Origin of the sequence: Acinetobacter pittii, from assembly GCF_034064985.1 — a bacterium.
Classification (GTDB): Bacteria; Pseudomonadota; Gammaproteobacteria; order Pseudomonadales; family Moraxellaceae; genus Acinetobacter; species Acinetobacter pittii_H.
Window position 1 is genome coordinate 1,408,064 of sequence record NZ_CP139249.1, and the last position, 15,355, is coordinate 1,423,418.

General features: G+C 36.2%; 19 protein-coding genes. 11 read left to right on the forward strand and 8 right to left on the reverse strand.

Going from position 1 to position 15,355, the window contains the following annotated elements:
- The first annotated feature begins 79 nt into the window (after positions 1-79).
- Entirely contained in the window at positions 80-877 is a 798-nt protein-coding gene (locus SOI76_RS06735) for a DUF4198 domain-containing protein (protein ID WP_205668361.1), read from the forward strand.
- A 278-nt stretch (positions 878-1,155) separates the two neighbouring features.
- Positions 1,156-2,076 (forward strand): LysR family transcriptional regulator, encoded by a 921-nt coding sequence (metR, locus tag SOI76_RS06740; RefSeq protein WP_002122195.1) that lies wholly within the window; start codon positions 1,156-1,158, stop codon positions 2,074-2,076.
- A 61-nt stretch (positions 2,077-2,137) separates the two neighbouring features.
- On the opposite strand, the gene SOI76_RS06745 is transcribed toward metR, so the two are convergent.
- A complete protein-coding gene (locus SOI76_RS06745) occupies positions 2,138-2,590 on the reverse strand; it encodes a DUF441 domain-containing protein (RefSeq protein ID WP_104078921.1) in 453 nt (150 codons plus the stop codon).
- Positions 2,591-2,840: 250 nt separating this feature from the next.
- On the opposite strand from SOI76_RS06745, the gene SOI76_RS06750 reads away from it, so the two are divergent.
- Together SOI76_RS06750 and rsuA are read left to right on the forward strand one after the other, a co-directional pair.
- Positions 2,841-3,059, forward strand: a complete 219-nt coding sequence (locus SOI76_RS06750) for a hypothetical protein (protein ID WP_032054089.1) — start codon at positions 2,841-2,843, stop codon at positions 3,057-3,059.
- Between the two features lie 102 nt (positions 3,060-3,161).
- Complete coding sequence (gene rsuA, locus SOI76_RS06755; protein ID WP_104078920.1) at positions 3,162-3,866, forward strand: pseudouridine synthase; 705 nt, start codon at positions 3,162-3,164, stop codon at positions 3,864-3,866.
- Here the strand turns inward: rsuA and SOI76_RS06760 are convergent.
- From SOI76_RS06760 to SOI76_RS06770, 3 genes are all read right to left on the reverse strand, one after another.
- Entirely contained in the window at positions 3,859-4,302 is a 444-nt protein-coding gene (locus SOI76_RS06760) for a GNAT family N-acetyltransferase (RefSeq protein WP_002122286.1), read from the reverse strand. The two genes, rsuA and SOI76_RS06760, sit on opposite strands and share 8 nt — an antisense overlap.
- Before the next feature lie 98 nt (positions 4,303-4,400).
- Positions 4,401-4,709: a type II toxin-antitoxin system RelB/DinJ family antitoxin gene (locus SOI76_RS06765; protein ID WP_002122138.1), complete on the reverse strand. Its 309-nt coding sequence runs from the start codon at positions 4,707-4,709 to the stop codon at positions 4,401-4,403.
- 110 nt (positions 4,710-4,819) lie between these two features.
- Positions 4,820-5,728, reverse strand: coding sequence for a pseudouridine synthase (locus tag SOI76_RS06770; RefSeq protein WP_205668360.1), 909 nt, complete (start codon positions 5,726-5,728; stop codon positions 4,820-4,822).
- Between the two features lie 120 nt (positions 5,729-5,848).
- On the opposite strand from SOI76_RS06770, the gene tsaE reads away from it, so the two are divergent.
- The 5 genes from tsaE to SOI76_RS06795 all read left to right on the forward strand — a co-directional run bounded on the left by tsaE (position 5,849) and on the right by SOI76_RS06795 (position 10,827).
- Entirely contained in the window at positions 5,849-6,322 is a 474-nt protein-coding gene (gene tsaE / locus SOI76_RS06775; protein WP_104078918.1) for a tRNA (adenosine(37)-N6)-threonylcarbamoyltransferase complex ATPase subunit type 1 TsaE, read from the forward strand.
- Entirely contained in the window at positions 6,315-8,264 is a 1,950-nt protein-coding gene (gene mutL, locus SOI76_RS06780; RefSeq protein WP_104078917.1) for a DNA mismatch repair endonuclease MutL, read from the forward strand. Before tsaE ends, mutL begins: the two co-directional genes overlap by 8 nt.
- 6 nt (positions 8,265-8,270) lie before the next feature.
- On the forward strand, positions 8,271-9,215 hold the full coding sequence (gene miaA, locus SOI76_RS06785) for a tRNA (adenosine(37)-N6)-dimethylallyltransferase MiaA (RefSeq protein WP_032054084.1): 945 nt from the start codon (positions 8,271-8,273) through the stop codon (positions 9,213-9,215).
- A gap of 94 nt (positions 9,216-9,309) precedes the next feature.
- A complete protein-coding gene (gene hfq / locus SOI76_RS06790) occupies positions 9,310-9,825 on the forward strand; it encodes an RNA chaperone Hfq (protein WP_016140609.1) in 516 nt (171 codons plus the stop codon).
- Positions 9,826-9,966: 141 nt separating this feature from the next.
- A complete protein-coding gene (locus tag SOI76_RS06795) occupies positions 9,967-10,827 on the forward strand; it encodes a DMT family transporter (protein ID WP_104078916.1) in 861 nt (286 codons plus the stop codon).
- Between the two features lie 36 nt (positions 10,828-10,863).
- Here the strand turns inward: SOI76_RS06795 and nfsB are convergent, their stop codons facing one another.
- Positions 10,864-11,517, reverse strand: coding sequence for an oxygen-insensitive NAD(P)H nitroreductase (nfsB, locus tag SOI76_RS06800; RefSeq protein WP_104078915.1), 654 nt, complete (start codon positions 11,515-11,517; stop codon positions 10,864-10,866).
- A gap of 139 nt (positions 11,518-11,656) precedes the next feature.
- Between nfsB and SOI76_RS06805 the strand changes: the two genes are divergently transcribed.
- A complete protein-coding gene (locus tag SOI76_RS06805; protein WP_104078914.1) occupies positions 11,657-11,887 on the forward strand; it encodes a hypothetical protein in 231 nt (76 codons plus the stop codon).
- Between the two features lie 7 nt (positions 11,888-11,894).
- Here the strand turns inward: SOI76_RS06805 and lpxH are convergent, their stop codons facing one another.
- Positions 11,895-12,614 carry a UDP-2,3-diacylglucosamine diphosphatase gene (gene lpxH, locus SOI76_RS06810; protein WP_104078913.1) on the reverse strand — a complete coding sequence of 240 codons (720 nt, stop codon included), beginning with the start codon at positions 12,612-12,614 and terminating at the stop codon, positions 11,895-11,897.
- A gap of 15 nt (positions 12,615-12,629) precedes the next feature.
- Complete coding sequence (gene ppiB / locus SOI76_RS06815; RefSeq protein WP_002122280.1) at positions 12,630-13,139, reverse strand: peptidylprolyl isomerase; 510 nt, start codon at positions 13,137-13,139, stop codon at positions 12,630-12,632.
- A 167-nt stretch (positions 13,140-13,306) separates the two neighbouring features.
- Between ppiB and SOI76_RS06820 the strand changes: the two genes are divergently transcribed.
- Entirely contained in the window at positions 13,307-15,034 is a 1,728-nt protein-coding gene (locus SOI76_RS06820) for a glutamine--tRNA ligase/YqeY domain fusion protein (RefSeq protein ID WP_104078912.1), read from the forward strand.
- A gap of 77 nt (positions 15,035-15,111) precedes the next feature.
- On the opposite strand, the gene SOI76_RS18685 is transcribed toward SOI76_RS06820, so the two are convergent.
- The gene (locus SOI76_RS18685) at positions 15,112-15,225 is read right to left on the reverse strand and encodes a hypothetical protein (RefSeq protein ID WP_414017395.1); all 114 of its coding nucleotides are present in this window, start codon (positions 15,223-15,225) and stop codon (positions 15,112-15,114) included.
- Positions 15,226-15,355: the final 130 nt, after the last annotated feature.

Sequence of the window (15,355 nt, forward strand, 5' to 3'; positions counted from 1 at the left end):
TTATTTTTATTTGTGTATACTGTATCCGTTTATATTTTGTCTGATTTTTTAACTTTGCATACAACAGGATTTTGTAATAATGAATAGATTTCTAATGACGTCACTTGTATTGATATGTACAACAGGCTTTGCTCACGAACCTTATGTAGCTCCTGTAGCTTATAAAACTGAACAGACTCAAGTGCCCGTAATTGCTGGTTATGCGGAAGAAGCATTAAATAGTGAATATGCTTTAAAGGATGCTAAGCTTACTGTAATTACACCTAAAAATGAGCTTAAAACTGTCAACTCAGAAGCTTTACATAAGTCTGTAACTGTGTTTGATGTAGATCTATCTGAAGAAGGGACCTACATTGTTCAAACCCAGGCGAGTTATCCTTTAAAATATGTATATGACCAAAAAGAATGGCATCTCTTTGTTGATATGCCAGCTGATAAAGCTCCACCGAAAGCAGAACGTGAATATTTGATTCCGACTGACCTTAAAACAAAAACAATTAAAACAGAGCAAGTAACACGTGAGTGGATATTGCAGAGTTATCTTTCTAAGGGAAAAGTTTCAGATATTCAGCTTCCTAATACACCGATTAAAGTTAGTTTCTCTTTACATCCAAACCAAATTAAAGCTGCTCAACCAGTTAAATTAGCTATAACTGAAAAGGGCCAGCCTTTAGCTTATGCTGAAGTTAATTTAAGAGAAAAGGGTGCGACTGACAAACAAGTACAGCACTTTAAGGCAGAAAAGAATGGTCAGGTTGAGCTTAGATTTCCAAAAGCTGGAGAGTACCTAGTAGAAGTAACAGCTCCCCTAAACTTGAAAGTAAAACCTACAAAACAGAGTTATACGATTATTAGTTTAAATGTATTAGCACAATAGTTTTTTATAAAAATAGACCTTTATTAGGTCTATTTTTGCCTTACACTTTTTACGCCCTTTAAAAATTTTTATAAAATCGTTTTAATTTTCCTTCATTTTTGAAGATACCTAAATTCATCCCATGTAAAATAGTGAAATAAAACTCATGTTGAGACAAACTAACTAATTTTGTGTTAAAGTGAATAAAATTCATTAATAAAGATTTGTCGAAAGTTTTATGGAAAAGTAAAGATGAGCTTTATCCATTTGTAGATAAATCTCTTTTTTAGGCTTGGCCCATGTTAGAAATTCGTCACCTTAAAACTTTAGTTGCATTACGTGAGCATGGTTCATTAGTTTCGGCAGCTAACGATCTTTGTTTAACACCATCTGCTATTTCCCATCAATTAAAAGAATTAGATCATTGGTACGGGGTGGAAGTAGTTAATCGTCGAAGTAGACCTGTTAGTTTTTCTAATGTTGGACAGCGCTTATTAAAATTGGCTGATGATGTTTTACCACAAATCCAGATTACACATAGTGATATCACACGCATTGTGCATGGACAGACAGGTAGAATTATTTTTTCATCGGAATGCCATAGTTGCTTTGACTGGTTAATGCCTTTATTAAATCAGTATCGCCAGCAATATCCTGACGTCGATTTAGACTTTGCATCAGGTTTTGAAGCCAATCCGCATGAACTCTTACAAAATGCAGAATTTGATTTACTGATTACAGCTGATCCAATTGCGTTAAAAGGAATTGAGTATTTTCCGATTTTTGAATATGAGTCACGGTTAGTCTTATCAAATACTCACCCTTTGGTGCGTGCTGAAAATATTACAGTTCAAGAGTTGGCTGAAGAAGTTTTAATTACTTATCCGGTAGATAAGCACCGTTTAGATATTATGTCTAAACTTTTCATCCCCGCGAATATTCAGCCTAAACAAATACGGACAACCGATTTAACCCAAATGCTTATTCAACTCGTTGCAAGTGGACGAGGTATTGCTGCTTTACCTGATTGGGTTGTAAATGAATATGAACAAAAGGGATGGGTTACTAGTCGTCGTTTAGATTGTGTTTCTCCTACAGGCTTAAGACGAACTTTATATGCAGGTTACCGAACTGAAGAAAAAGAGAAAAGTTATTTTGAAGGATTTTTAAAGCAGTTGGAAAAGTTCTCTTTAAAACGAAACGCCTATTACTCTGGCTAAAACAATGAATTAGCCTAAGTTTTAAAAAGGTGCTTAATTGCACCTTTTTTCTATCGACTTCTTATTTACCAATAAATAAAGAGAGTAAACCTGCTGCAATCAGTGGGCCGACTGGTACGCCTCGGAGTAAAGCAACACCAGCAACCGTACCAATGAGTAAACCTGCAACCACATCGGGCTGGCTCGACATTAGTTTTACGCCACGACCACCTAGCCAGGCGACTAACAGGCCAATTGCGATAGCCATAATAGACTTAACACTAATAAAGGATTTTAAAATACTCTCACCACTAAGCTTGCCACTGGCAATTGGAGTGAGTACACCAATCGTTAAGATAAGAATTCCTAAATTAAGGCCATGGGCTTGAATATAGGGAAAAAACTCATTTAATGGCGTAATTTTAACGACAATGAGCACACCTGCTGCAATCGTTACAGCTGCATTTTGACTTAATAAACCGCAAATCAACAGGACGAGTAAAACAACTAAATTCACATCAAATTGGGCAAGCATGGGGGTGCAGAGCAAGTAAATAAGTGGAATTGTATAATATTTAAGAGTGTTGATGTGAACGCTTTAAAAGATATAGCCGATTTTAAATCTAATTTTTGATAAAAAATCATTGTATATCTATAAATGATAAAGATTTTTAATTTCTGGTTACGCTTGGACACAATGTTATATAAATTAACAAGTTAAAAATTTTAGTTTCTTAAAGTTGTGATATAAAAATAGTCATTACTCATGAGTACAGGATAATTTTATGGACATTATAGATATTAAAATTAAAGATCAGTTTGACCAGATTCATGATGCAAAAGCGCAACTAAAGAAAAATTTAGTGGAACATGAAAATGAGCCTTTAAAGCTGAGCCAACGTATTGAGCATATTATTGTTGATAATGAAATTATTTTGCCTACCACTGAATTGTTGTTTGAAAGTGAACAAAACGAAAATATTTATCGAGTAGTGGAAGATTAAGAAAGCGACTTAAATCAAATAGATGAAAACAGTAGAGAGTAGTGTTTAGCAAAAAATAGAAACTACGTTAAAATAACAGCTTAGTTCTAATGAGAAAACTTCATGCTGCTGGAAAAAATTTTACAATCACAAGGGTTTGGTTCACGTAAATATTGTCAGCAGTTAATAAAAAATGGATCTGTAAGTATTGAGGGAGAGGTTGCAGATGATCTCAAAAAGCAATTCTCTCCAGAAAATTTAGAATTTTCTCTTTTTGGAGAAACTTATCAATATCGAGAAAAAGTTTACCTCGCTTTAAAAAAACCAAAAGGTTTTGAATGTTCACATCAGCCTCACCATCATCAAAGCGTATTTAGTCTTTTACCAGAAATCATGATTCAACGTGGCGTGCAAGCCATTGGCCGTCTAGATCAAGATACCACAGGCTTACTTTTACTTACTGATGATGGTAAATATCTTCAAGCTTTAACCCATCCTCGTAAACATGTTCCAAAGGTTTATCATGTTACGACTATAGATCCAGTCACACCTGAGCAAATTGAAATGTTGAGTCAAGGCGTAAGTTTGCATCAAGAAAAAGGTGTGTTTGCTGCAACGGATGTAGCGATATTAGAAACTCATCAATTAACCATGACGATTCATCAAGGTGTTTATCATCAAGTCAAAAGAATGATTGCAGCTGTAGGAAATAAAGTAGAAGCATTGTATCGCCATCAAATAGGACAATTGGTTTTACCTGAACTTGAAGATGGAGAATGGGTGTATTTATCTGAACAACAAAAACAGCTTGCTCAAAATATTATTTGAGAAAACAATGAAAAGTTTGGAACTCACTATCTCGAATGAATCCCATTTGTTCATATAAACGATGAGATTCATGGTTGTTACTTTGAGTTTCCAAACTAATCCGCAAAGCATTCTCTTGTTTTGCAAATAAGATTGCTGTATCGATGAGCTGTTTAGCTGAACCTTGACGACGGAAAACGGGGGTAACATAGACATCATCTAAGATATAGTAAGTTGAACAAGCAACTGAAGAAAAACCTAAATAGAGTAAAATAAAACCCGTAATTTTATCGTCTTTAATATGAATGAAGAACACACTTTCTCTATTCTCAAAACGTTGTTTTAGGAAGTGAAGGGATTCATTAAAATTAGAAGAGGCCCCATAAAATTGGCGATATTCATCAAATAAAACGGCGAGTTGCTCTAAGTCTTCAAAAGTCGCTCGTCTAACGATCATTTGGCACTCCTTGTAACTTATCATTATGTTTTTACAAAGAGAGCATAACGAAAAAAAGAGCTTTTTGACGTTAAAACTTGTTTATAAATGCAACAGTGTTAAGTTTTGTCGCTTTCACCAAGAAGTGCATTCAATTCTTCAAATAAATCTTCATGGTCATCATCTTCAGCTAAAGTTGATGAATTTTGGTTTAATGAAGATGCTTTTGCTTTTCTCAGTTTTAATAATTGTTCCATATTAATATTCTGATTTTCGATCGCAAAAGGAATAGATTTAGTTAATACGACCTGTTTAAAAAAAAGTCGTACTGCTTGGGCAGGGGTAATTCCAAGTTGTTTAAAAACAGCAAAAGCCTGCTTTTTTTCTTGGGAGTCAAGTCGAACCTGATAAACTTCTGTTTTTCGCATGAATAACAAAACCAAATGATTTTAATTTTTAGGAATTTATTTTAAACCATCGCAATGTAATTTCAATGCTTTTTGGCATAAAAAATAATCTTTTTGTCATTACAGTTACATTACAATGTCAATTCAAACTCAGAATTAAAAGACATTCCCTCCTTTGTAAGGGGGTCTATAAATGAAATGTGCTTAGCTAGCAGCTGTAATGGTTCCGAGAAATCATCTTCAGCTTTGTGTTGAACTACTGGATAAAATGGATCATTTTTAATCGGAATTTCTAAGTAATTCAGATGCACCCGAAGTTGGTGCTGTTTGCCCGTTGTCGGTGTTAAGCGATATTTTGCCCAAATCTGGTTATGCTCGATCAGCTCAATATAGGTCTCGGTGTTTGTTTTTGCATTTTCTATAACTTGCATGGTGTAAAAAGGATGACCTTTATCTAAATGCAAATGTAATTTCTGAGGAAAAGTTAAATCTTTTTTATAAGGTGCAACAGCGTGATAAATTTTATTGACTTGGCGCTCTGAGAATAATTGTTGGTAAATACCGCGAGACTCAACCCGTTTGCAAAATAGAACCACGCCAGCAGTTTCACGGTCTAAGCGATGAATAGGGGTTAAAAATTCATTGTCTGTTTGTTTTTTTAGTCGGACTAAAAGTGTTTCTTGAACATATTGTCCAGTGGGGCTAATCGTTAAAAAATGAGGTTTATCGACCACCAGTAAATCATCATTCTCAAATAAAATCCGATGTTCAAATGGAACGTGGACTTCATAAGCAAGAAATCGATAATAAAAAATATGCGTATTACTTTGGTATGGACTATCTAATGTTAGTTTTTGTCCATTTGCCCCATAAATAAGCCCGTCTTGAAATCTTTGTTTCCACTCATCTGTTCTAATATGTGCAAAGTGACCACATAGATACTCATAAATCGTTTGAGTGTCTTTTTGTTGAGGAAGATAAACTTGGCTTGCGCTTACACCATCAATCATAGGGGGCAAAAAATCGTTCGGACTAGACATAAAAAAATGTAAATATGTAAGAAAATTGATATAAAAAAAGCCAACTTCTAGGGCTTAAGTAGGCTTTTAAGGCAGGGCAATGTTATCATATCGATTATTTCGAATCATGTTATGTGTGCTATGTCGTACTCATTGAAATTGGTCTTAAATCATGAAGAAGATACTGAGCGTTTAGCTCGAGCTTTGGCGCAGCATGTTCAGTCGGGTGTAATTTATTTAATTGGGGACCTAGGTGCGGGTAAAACCACACTTACCCGTTATTTTTTGCAAGCTTTGGGTCATAAAGGTTCTGTTAAAAGTCCAACTTATACACTCGTTGAGCCGTATAAAATTAATGACAAGGAAATTTTTCATTTTGACTTATATCGTTTGAATGACCCCTACGAACTTGAATTAATGGGAATCCGTGATTATTTAGATATCACTGATGCTTTATTTTTGTTTGAATGGCCCTCTAAAGGTGGTGATGAAATTCCACAAGCGGATATCATCATTGACATTCAAAAGTCAGATGATGAGTTGAGCCGGTTCGTAACGTTAACTTTACCAACAGAAAATTTGTACCAGACTTTGCAGGAACAGCTTCATGACTGATGAAAAGCTAACAAAACGTCGTATTCATACATTAGACGCAGCGTTAGCGAACCAGATTGCAGCAGGTGAGGTGATTGAGCGACCTTCTTCTGTGGTCAAAGAATTATTAGAAAACTCTATCGATGCCGGTGCGACTGAGCTGATTGTAAGGATTGCTCAAGGTGGTTCGACTTTAATCGAAATCATTGATAATGGGCATGGTATTCATCCGGATGATTTGGCGCTTGCTGTCATGCGTCATGCTACAAGTAAGATTAAAACCGCTGAAGATTTACATGCGATTGTGAGTTTGGGGTTCCGTGGGGAAGCCCTAGCTTCGATTGCTGCTGTTTCAAGATTGACTTTGACCAGTAGCCAAGATGAAAGTGGTATTGGCCATCAGGTTGAGGTAAACGGTACAGCATTTGATCATCAAGAGGTACAAGCTGTTGCAGCACAAAAAGGTACTCATATTCGAGTTCAGGACTTATTTTTTAATGTTCCTGCGCGTCGTAAATTCTTAAAAAAACCAACCACTGAATTTGGTCATATTGAAGAAATCGTTCGCCGTCTAGCCCTAACACATTTCGATATACGTTTTGTGCTTGAACACAATGATAATATTAGAATTAATTTACCGATAGCAGATAGCGGAGAACTACGCTTTCAGCGAGTTCAGCAATTATTAGGCTCACAATTTGTTCAAAATGCATATTGGATCGATGCTGAAAGTATTAGCATGCGTTTATCAGGTTGGCTTGGTCATCCTTCGGATGCACGTGCACAGGCCGACATGCAATATGTTTATGTAAATGGTCGTATTGTCAAAGATAAAACAATTTCACATGCGCTACGCATGGCCTATGATGGTATTTTGCATGGCCATCAACATTCATCTTATTTACTTTTCTTGGAAGTTGATCCTGAAAATATTGATGTCAATGTTCACCCGACCAAACATGAGATTCGATTTTTAAATCAAAGAGAAGTGCATGAGTTTGTAAGGCATTATGCAAAAGAAACTCTCGCACAATTTCAGACAGCGAGTGCTGATCTAGCTCAAGCGATGAAAGTAGATGAACAATCAGATTATTCAGTACAGCCGCAGCCTAAATATCAAGAACAATTTTCATTGCACCGAGCAAATGAAACTTTAAATGCAGATAGTGAGCCACAGACTCAGCACGCACCAACAGAGTTATTAACCGATTTTAACGCTAGTCGTCCGCAAGTTGTTCACTATGCAGATCAAACACCCAAATATAATGGTTCTGCTCAATTAAATAATGCTTTAAAAACTTATTTAGCGCCTCTGCGTGACCAACCTACGAGTTTCTCGGTAAATGAAGATATAGAGCCAGTTGCTAAAGTAGATGAGTTTCCATTAGGGATCGCAATTGCTCAACTACATGGAATTTATATTTTAGCCCAAAATACCGAAGGGCTAATTATTGTTGATATGCATGCGGCCCATGAGCGTATTTTATTACAGCAAATGAAAAATGCTTGGGATAAACCGGAATTTTGGACATCTCAGCAATTGCTTATACCTAAAGTGATTTCCATTAGCCGTATGCAAGCTGTTAGGGTTGATGAATTAAAACCTCAGCTTGAGCGCTTAGGTTTGGAAATTGATTTATATGGTGATGAGCAAGTTATTGTTCGTGGTGTGCCAGCCATTTTGCAAAAAGCTGATTTTGAAAATCTCATTCCAGAACTTTTAAATGATTTAGATCCGAATGATGAAGCACAAGGATTACTTCAAAAAAGAGATGAGTTACTCGCTGGAATGGCATGTCATGGGGCAGTGCGTGCACATCGACAACTCAGTCTTTCAGAAATGAACGCTTTACTTCGTCAAATGGAACAAACCGAATTTGCGAGCCAATGTAACCATGGGCGGCCAACTTGGCGTGCATTTCCATTATCTCAACTAGATAAATTATTTGCTCGAGGAGAGTAGTTTTACATGTCAAATCAATTGCCCGTCATCAATTTAATGGGACCAACTGCGAGCGGGAAAACCGCTTTGGCATGTGAATTATATGAGCGTGGAAATTTTGAACTAATTTCTGTTGATTCCGCACTCGTCTATAAAGATATGGATATCGGTACTGCTAAGCCAACGCGTGAAGAACAAGCGCTCTATCCTCATCACCTCATTGATATTATTACTCCTTTAGAAGTCTATTCGGCTGCTCAATTTGTCGAAGATGCATGTAAATTAATTGATGAAATGCATTCGCGTGGGAAAACTCCTATTTTAGTAGGAGGGACAATGTTGTATTTCAAGGCATTATTAGAGGGCTTGTCTGGTAATTTGCCAAGCGCAGATGCAGAGGTTCGAGCAGCAATTGAAGAAAAAGCTTTGAATGAAGGATGGCAAGCCGTTTATGATGAGTTAGTTTCTGTAGACCCGGCCGCTGCTATAAAGTTTAATGTAACTGATAAGCAACGGATTATTCGTGCTTTAGAAGTTTATAAAATTACAGGCGAGCCAATTACTAAATTACAGGCAGAGCAACCAAAAAACGTACCATATCGATACATATTTCATAACTATGCTTTGCTTCCAGATCGGGTAGAATTACATCAACGCATTGAGCAAAGATTAAGCAAAATGTGGGATATCGGTTTTTTGAGTGAAGTTGAAGCTCTAATTGAAAAATACGATTTAGATGAAAATTTACCCTCAATGCGTTCAGTGGGTTATCGACAAGCACTAGAATTTTTATTAAAAAGTGACTTAAGTCTCAAAAGTAAACGTGAAATGGAGGATAAAGCTTTATTTGCAACACGACAACTTGCCAAACGTCAATATACGTGGTTACGTTCTTTGCAAGAAATACACGATTTTAAAACTTACTTGACGATAAAGCAGGCGAAAGAAGACTTGCGAAACTCTTATGGATAAAGCAAAATTTGCACACTGTCTTTTTATAATTTTTAGTTGAAAAATAAAGATAGTTTTTTTGCGCTGATTTAAAAATTTTTTTTTGGAGTTAAAAATGTCTAAAGGTCAAACTTTACAAGATCCGTTCTTAAATTCTCTCCGTAAAGAACGTATCCCTGTTTCTATTTTCCTTGTGAACGGTATTAAATTACAGGGTCATATTGAATCTTTTGACCAATATGTTGTTTTATTAAAAAATACTGTAAGTCAAATGGTTTACAAACACGCGATTTCAACTGTTGTTCCAGCACGTAACCCACGTCCAGCAGGCGCTCAAGGTACAGGCTTCCCAGCACAAGGCGGCACTCAAGGCGGTTTTGGTGGTCAAGGTAGCGGCTTCGGTGGTGCTCAAGGCGGCGGCTTCGGTGGTGCTCAAGGTGGCTTCGGCGGCGCTCAAGGCGGCTTCGGTGGTCAAGGCGGCTTCGGTGGTCAAGGTGGCGGCTTCGGTGGTCAAGGTGGCTTCGGTGGTCAAGGTGGCTTCGGTGGTCAAGGCGGTTTCGGTGGCCATCAAGGTGGTTTTGACAACGATACTAAATTTGAAGATGGTCAAGACGACGAAAATAATCGTTAATTGAAATCTAAAAAAGAAACCAGTCAGATAATGACTGGTTTTTTTATGTGTATTTAAAAGTTTATTCCAAATATTTAACTGGTCATGGGTAATCATTTGAACATGATAGATAGTATATTTAAATAAATAGGGCTTTAACAAATGATATTAATATTAGCTGCTGCTTTAAGCAGTGTCTTGGTGTCTATCCTATTAAAAAATTTAAAGAAAAAAGGTTATCAACCCTTACAATTGATTGCATGGAATTATGCAAGCGCAAGTCTGCTTTGTTTTTTGTGGTTTCAGCCTGATATTCAACATGTTTCAATACAACATACGCCTTGGTGGCTAATTATTGCCTTAGGAATAATTTTACCTAGTATTTTTTTATGTCTTGCTAAATCATTAGAATATGCCGGAATTGTTAAGACGGAACTTGCCCAAAGACTTTCGGTTGTTCTTTCTTTACTTGCAGCATATTTCCTTTTTCATGAGCAATTTAATGCATTAAAACTGTGGGGAATAGGTCTAGGAATTTTTGCAGTCTTACTTGTCTTATTTGGACAAATGAATTCTTTCTCAAATCACCAATCTCGAAAAGCGATATTTGCTCTATTAAGTGTATGGTGCGGTTATGCAGCAGTAGACATTCTCTTAAAATATACAAGTAGTTTAGGACTTCAGTTTACACTTACTTTAAATCTTATTTTTATTACTGCTTTTATATTATCGATTTCATATTTACTCATACAGAAAAATCAAAAGTGGCAATTTAAAAGCACGCTAGCTGGTTTAGTATTGGGTGTACTTAATTTTTTGAATATTGCTTTATATGTAAAGGCTCATATTCTTTTAAAAGATTCACCTGCAATTGTTTTTGCAAGTATGAATATTCTTGTAGTGTTATTGGGGATTGTCAGTGGAGTGGTCTTATATAAAGAAAAATTAAAATGGCCTACTATTTTGGGGATTCTTTTAGGAATAAGTGGGGTAATTTGTTTGGCAAGTGCGATGGCTGGATAGTTCAAGAGAGACGAATCTCTTGAACTATTGAGATTATTATAAGTATGTGAAAATCACTTCATCTGGCAAACGTGATTTAGGAAGTTTGGCATTAAAGTCATTTTCACTATGATAGCCTAGCGAAACAATCACCGAGCTTCTTAAGCCTTTTTCAGTTAAACCGAGCTCAGTATTTAAAACTTCTTCATCAAAGCCACCCATAGGAGTCGCGTCAATTCCTTCTAAGCCAGCAGCAAACAGTAACTGTCCTAAAGCAATGAATGTTTGGTTTTCCATCCATCCGAATAAATTTTTCTGTTCATTCCTATAAAACTCAACATAGCCATGGCGAGTATCTTTTTGGCCTAGTTTAGCTTTTTCATCTTTAAAACGGCCACTTAAATCATCTTGCTCAAGTAGTTGATTTAAATACTCAGGTGAAATATCTGTTTTTGTGCAGAATACAATTGTATGTGATGACTCAAGCACTTTAGGAGCATTGTAAGCATACTTTCCTGTTAATGCTTTTGCGATACGTTCTTTAGCAGCAAGATTGTCTGCAACTACAAAGTGCCAAGGCTGAATATTTACTGAAGAGGGAGAGAAACGTAATATTTCTAATAATTTATTAAAATTTTCTTGAGGTATTTTCTTATTTGGATCATATGCTTTTGTTGTATAGCGACTTTTAACAGAATTCAATAAGTCCATAGGTGTGCTCCATATCAATCTTATGGCAATTGAGAGAATTTAATCTTTGCCATCATACGCTATTTTATTCAAAAACATTTCCTATGTAGTTTGATAAAGAAATATAATATTTATATAAACTTTTAATAATCTATTGAAAATGATTGATTTAATGCCAACAGATGAAAAGAGTAAGCTGCGAGAATTTAGAATCGTTAAAGCCTTTATCATTTTTGCATTTGTATTGAGTCTTTTGATTTTATATATTGAATATCAAAAGTATGTACATATAAACTGGAAATTTGTATTCATTACCTGTTTATGTATGATTTGGGATTTTGATTTAAATAACAAAATTAAAGAATTGAAAGTTCAAATAAAAAGTGGCTAATTTCTAGCTAATAATTCCAGATCATCAATTCAAGCTGTTGCATATTGGAAGACGGATCAATTTCTAAAATATAAGCTTGATCTTCACGCCAATCGCCAAGAACAATTCGTTGTTTAGCTTGTACCTGATGAATTGAAGGGCGATGGGTATGTCCATGAATCAGTATATCTGCATCCTCTAAAGCAGAAATAACAGCTTGTTCATTCACATCCATAATTTCATAGCTTTTTTGCTGTTTATCAGCGGAGCTTCTTTTACGAAAGCCATTAACCAGTTTGGTTCGAAAACTCAGTGGTGTACGACGTAAAAGAGCAACTAAGAGCGGATTTCGAATAATCTTCTTAAATCTTTGATAAGAAATATCATCTGTACATAGGGCATCACCATGTTCTAGACGGTACTGATGTCCAGCAATATTAAGATAATAAATGTCGGGTAGTAATACACCGTTAAATTTATTAAGGAAAACCTGATTTAAGGCAAAATCACGATTACCAACTTGAAAGTAAATCCGATTTCCTTTTTTGTTAAAGTCTTTTAATGCTTCAACAATTTCATCGAGCCATGGTGCTGAGTAATCATCACCAATCCAAGCGTTAAACCAGTCACCTAAAATATAAAGCTGTGTTTGTTTATTTTGATAATGCACCAATAAATCTAAAAACCCTCGAACAAGTCGAGGGTGTTCAGGTGACAAGTGTAAATCTGAAATAAACAGATAAGTCACAGCTTATTCCTAAAATTATTCAGAAATAATTTTAGCAGATTCGATTACAACGTTTTCTAAAGGAACGTCAGCGTGGTAACCACGGTTACCTGTACGAACACCTTTGATCGCTTCAACAACATCCATACCTTCAACAACTTTACCAAATACAGCATAACCCCAACCTTGAGCGGTTTTAGAGGTATGATTTAAGAAAGAGTTGTTTTTTACGTTAATGAAGAACTGTGCAGAAGCAGAGTGAGGTGCTTGAGTACGTGCCATAGCAATCGTACCAACATCATTGCTTAAACCATTGTCAGCTTCGTTTTCGATAGAATCACGAGTTGCTTTTTCTTTGAAGTTTTCATCCATCCCGCCACCTTGGATCATGAAACCATCAATGACACGGTGGAAAATAACGCCGTCATAAAAACCGTCACGTACATATTCTAAAAAGTTTGCTACTGTTTTTGGTGCTTTTTCAGTATTTAGTTCAAGAACAATACGACCTTTATTGGTGTTTAATTCGACTTGAGGAAAACTCATTACATTAATCTCCTAAACATGGGCTTATGACCATGGGTTTTTGGTTGAGAGAAGCATAAGCAAACTGTAAACTACAAGGCAAGTAAAAAACGTTAAAATCTTTGTGAAAAATGAAGATAGCGTTTAAATTTTTCGAAATTTATCTACAAAGAAGTGATTGATACACTATGAAGCCTAATGATGTTGTCTCGAGCCTGCCTAATAACCCGACACCGAATACTCATGCCTCTGTCGATTCTGCGCAGCAAGAACAACAGGCTGGCTTAGATTTTGTTCGCCAAGTCATTACTGATGATTTAGCAACGGGTCGTGCAAAGCAGATCGTAACGCGTTTTCCACCAGAACCAAATGGCTATTTACATATTGGCCATGTAAAAGCGATTTGCTTGAACTTTGGTGTGGCTGAAGAGTTTGATGGTTTGTGTAATTTGCGTTTTGACGATACAAACCCTGATGCTGAAGAACAAGAATATGTTGACGGTATTGCGAATGATGTGAAATGGCTTGGTTTTAACTGGAATGGTGAACCACGCTATGCATCAGGTTACTTTGATCAATTATATGCATGGGCAGTTCAATTGATTGAACAAGGCGATGCCTATGTAGATTTACAATCTCCAGAAGAAATTAAGTTAAACCGCGGTAGCTTTGTTGAACCGGGTAAAAACTCTCCATACCGTGATGCATCTATTGAAGAGAATCTTGCTCGCTTTGAAAAAATGCGTAGCGGTGAGTTTAAAGAGGGTGAAGCGGTTTTACGTGCCAAGATTGATATGGCAAGTACAAATGTACATATGCGTGATCCGATTTTATATCGCGTATTGCATTCAGAGCATCACCAAACTGGCGATAAATGGAAAATCTACCCAATGTATGACTATGCTCATCCATTGTCTGATGCGATTGAAGGGATTACTCATTCACTTTGTACATTGGAATTCCAAGATCACCGTCCGTTTTATGACTGGATTGTAGAAAAAGTAAAATCTAAATCTGTTCCGCATCAGTACGAATCTTCACGTTTAAACGTGGACTACACCATCACGTCAAAACGTAAATTACGTAAGTTGGTGGAAGGTGCGTATGTAAATGGTTGGGATGACCCACGTATGCCAACCGTAGTCGGTATGCGTCGTCGTGGCTTTACTCCTGAAGGCTTACGTGATTTCTGTAAACGTGTAGGCGTGTCGAAAACTGACGGTATTGTAGATGTTGCAATGCTTGAGTTCTGTATTCGTCAATCTTTAGAAAATACTGCTGCACGTGGTATGGCTGTTTTAAGCCCACTTAAAGTGACTTTAACTAACTTACCTGAAGATATAGATCTTACGCATGCTCGCCATCCTAATGTAGATATGGGTGATCGTGTGATTCCTTTAACCAAGGAAATCTATATTGATCGTAAAGATTTTGAAGAAGTACCGCCAAAAGGCTTTAAACGTTTAATTCCTGACGGTGAAGTGCGTTTACGCCATGCTTACGTGATTAAATGTGATGAAGTCATTAAAGATGAAAATGGTGAGGTGATTGAGCTGAAGTGTTCAATCGATCCTGAAACTTTAGGAAAGAATCCGGAAGGCCGTAAAGTAAAAGGCGTGATTCACTGGGTGTCTGCAACTAAAGGTGTTCCTGCTGAAGTACGTATTTATGATCGATTATTTACAGAAGCTGACCCAGAAACTGGTGACGATTTCTTAGCAAACTTAAATCCAGATTCTTTGAAAGTAGTTCAGGCTGTGATTGAACCTGCTTTAGCTCAAGCGAAGCCAGAAGATCGTTTCCAATTTGAGCGTGAAGGTTATTTCGTTGCTGATCAATACGATCACACTCCTGAAAAGCCTGTGTTTAACCGTGTTCTTGACTTAAAAGACAGCTTCAAACCTGAGAAAAAGTAAGAGAAATAAAAAGCCCAACTCAGTTGGGCTTTTTATTTAGGTTGATATTTACTTTTAAAGATTACTTTTGCGTATGGCTAAGTAGGATTAATCACATAAAAATAAATAACTGTTGTTAGAAGAAGAATAGACGCTAGCAATAAATAGGTATTCACCGTATTAAAGCTTTTGATAAATTTCAGGATTTCCATAATGATTTAACTATTTATATTTGTGAGTAAAAGTAGCGTGAAGCATTAGACTTAATTTAATATAAAATGTTCCAAAAGATAGATTTTTACTCTACCTTTTGGTTAATAAAAAAGCATTTGAACTTATTTA